Source organism: Bradyrhizobium sp. SHOUNA76, assembly GCF_023006445.1.
Lineage (GTDB): Bacteria > Pseudomonadota > Alphaproteobacteria > Rhizobiales > Xanthobacteraceae > Bradyrhizobium.
Genome location: NZ_JALBHA010000743.1, coordinates 1 through 2228, shown reverse-complemented (window position 1 = coordinate 2228; position 2228 = coordinate 1). Strand labels below are relative to the sequence as shown.

General features: G+C 65.2%; 2 protein-coding genes and 2 pseudogenes. 2 read left to right on the top strand and 2 right to left on the bottom strand.

The window, feature by feature from the left end; translation table 11 throughout:
- Both MOV74_RS36485 and fdhD read right to left on the bottom strand, forming a co-directional pair.
- Positions 1-98 (bottom strand): annotated as a pseudogene (locus MOV74_RS36485) (molybdenum cofactor guanylyltransferase MobA); the annotation flags it as partial.
- Complete coding sequence (gene fdhD, locus MOV74_RS36480) at positions 85-975, bottom strand: formate dehydrogenase accessory sulfurtransferase FdhD (RefSeq protein WP_246932159.1); 891 nt, start codon at positions 973-975, stop codon at positions 85-87. The gene fdhD and the pseudogene MOV74_RS36485, both read right to left, overlap by 14 nt.
- Before the next feature lie 206 nt (positions 976-1181).
- Between fdhD and mobB the strand changes: the two genes are divergently transcribed.
- Positions 1182-1709, top strand: coding sequence for a molybdopterin-guanine dinucleotide biosynthesis protein B (mobB, locus tag MOV74_RS36475; RefSeq protein WP_246932157.1), 528 nt, complete (start codon positions 1182-1184; stop codon positions 1707-1709).
- 9 nt (positions 1710-1718) lie between these two features.
- Positions 1719-2228, top strand: a pseudogene (locus MOV74_RS36470) (molybdopterin molybdenumtransferase MoeA); the annotation flags it as partial.

Below are 2228 nucleotides of genomic sequence, written 5' to 3'. Positions count from 1 at the left end.
CCGATGGTGCGCATCGGCTTGTCGCCGCCGCCCATGCGCCGCGCGAGGCCGCCGGCGAGCAGCACACCTTGCGTGGCCGGAAAACTAGTCGTCACCAGCTTCACCCTTGCGTTTGTGCTTGGCCGACTCTTCCTCGACGTAAGCGAGATCCTGGTCGTAGACGATGCGCTCCTCGCCCGCGAGGACGATGAAGCGCTTGCCGCGGGTGCGTCCGACCAGCGTCAGTCCGACCTGGCGGGCGAGATCGACACCCCAGGCGGTGAAGCCGGAGCGCGACACCAGGATCGGAATGCCCATGCGGACCGTCTTGATCACCATCTCCGAGGTGAGACGCCCTGTGGTGTAAAGAATTTTGTCCGATGCATCGACGCCGTGGCGGTACATCCAGCCCGCGATCTTGTCGACCGCGTTGTGCCGGCCGACATCCTCGGTGTAGCAGAGCGGAGTGCCCTCCTTGCACAGCACACAGCCGTGGATCGCGCCGGCCTCGAGATAGAGCGAGGGCATGGTGTTGATGGTCTGCGTCATCTGGTAGAGCCAGGAGGTGCGCAGCTCCGCCTTCGGCAGCGCGACACTCTCGACCGCCTCCAGCAGGTCGCCGAAGGCGGTGCCCTGCGCGCAGCCCGAGGTCTGCGTGCGCTTCTTCAGCTTGGCTTCGAAATTGGTGTGGTGTGTGGTGCGCACCACGACCACCTGGAGGTCGTCGTCGTATTCGACCTCGGTGACCGCGTCATTATATTTCAGCATGTTCTGGTTCAGCAAATAGCCGAGCGCCAGATATTCCGGATAGTCGCCGATCGTCATCATGGTGACGATCTCCTGGGCATTCAGGTAGAGCGTCAGCGGCCGCTCCATCGGCACCTTGATCTCGACCCTGGCGCCGGTCTGGTCGGTCCCGGTCACGCTCTGGGTCAGGCGAGGATCGTCTGGATTGGGGACAATCAGGGGCACGGGAGCTTTATCGATCTTCATCATGGTCGCGAGGTTAGCATGACATTCGGCTCCAGCCGATATAAGCATGGCAGCGAATGGACAAAATGCCTCCACTCCTCATTGCGAGCGCAGCGAAGCAAGCCAGAAATGCATCCGCGGAGACACTCTGGATTGCTTCGCTGCGCTCGCAATGACGAGGAGGGAGCGCTGGTTCCACCGGCTGGCGAGCCGTAGGAGATCGAACGGTTATGAAAGTCATCGGCCTTGCGGGCTGGAGCGGTGCGGGCAAGACCACGCTGTTGACGCGGCTGATCCCGCATTTCAATGCGCAGGGTCTGCGCGTCTCGGTCATCAAGCATGCGCATCACCAGTTCGACGTCGACGTGCCGGGCAAGGATTCCTGGCGGCATCGCGAGGCCGGCGCGGCCGAAGTGCTGGTTGCTTCGTCAAGCCGCTGGGCCCTGATGCACGAGCTGCGCGGCGCCGCGGAGCCGCGGTTGCCGGAACTATTGAGCAAGCTGTCCGCGGTCGATCTCGTCGTGGTCGAGGGTTTCAAGCGCGAGCCGCACCGCAAGATCGAGGTGCATCGCGCGGCCAACGGCAAGCCGTTGCTGTACCCCGACGATCCCGGCATTGCCGGGATCGCGACTGACACCGCCATTGACACTGGGCTGCCGACTGTCCATCTCGACGATATCGCGGCGGCTGCGGCATTGCTGCTGCGCGCCGCGATGCCGGTCGAGGAAGCCGTGGCGAAGAGCGCCGCGATACGCTGACGAGGCACCATGGCGCAACTGTCGGACGATTGCTTTGCCTTCGGCGGCCCGATGATGTCGGTCGACGAGGCCGTTGGTCTCATCACGACGCGCGTCAACGCGATCGCCGATCTGGAGACGGTGACGCTCGTCGACGCAGACGGGCGCGTGCTGGCGCGCGACGTCGCGGCGCCGCTGCCGCTGCCGCCCTTCACCAACTCGGCCGTCGACGGCTACGCCGTGCGCAACGCCGATCTTCCCGATGGCGGGGAGCAGGCGTTCCCGCTTGACGGCCGCATCCAGGCCGGCGGGCTTGCACAGGCACCAATCAGGCCCGGCCACACCGCGCGCATTTTCACGGGCGCGCCGATGCCGCCGGGTGTGGAGACCGTCTTCATGCAGGAAGATGTCCGCATCGACGATTCCGGCAGGATCGTGCTGCCGCCGGGGCTGAAGCCTGGAGCCAATGTCCGGCCCGCGGGCGAAGACATCCCCGAGGGCCAGATCGCGCTGCGCGCGGGCCAGCGCTTGCGGCCACAG

What these genes read in the sequence shown, in the direction of transcription:
- mobB (WP_246932157.1), top strand. Translation starts at nt 1,182, where the DNA reads ATGAAAGTCATCGGCCTTGCGGGCTGGAGCGGTGCGGGCAAGACCACG.
- fdhD (WP_246932159.1), bottom strand. Translation starts at nt 975, where the DNA reads ATGATGAAGATCGATAAAGCTCCCGTGCCCCTGATTGTCCCCAATCCA.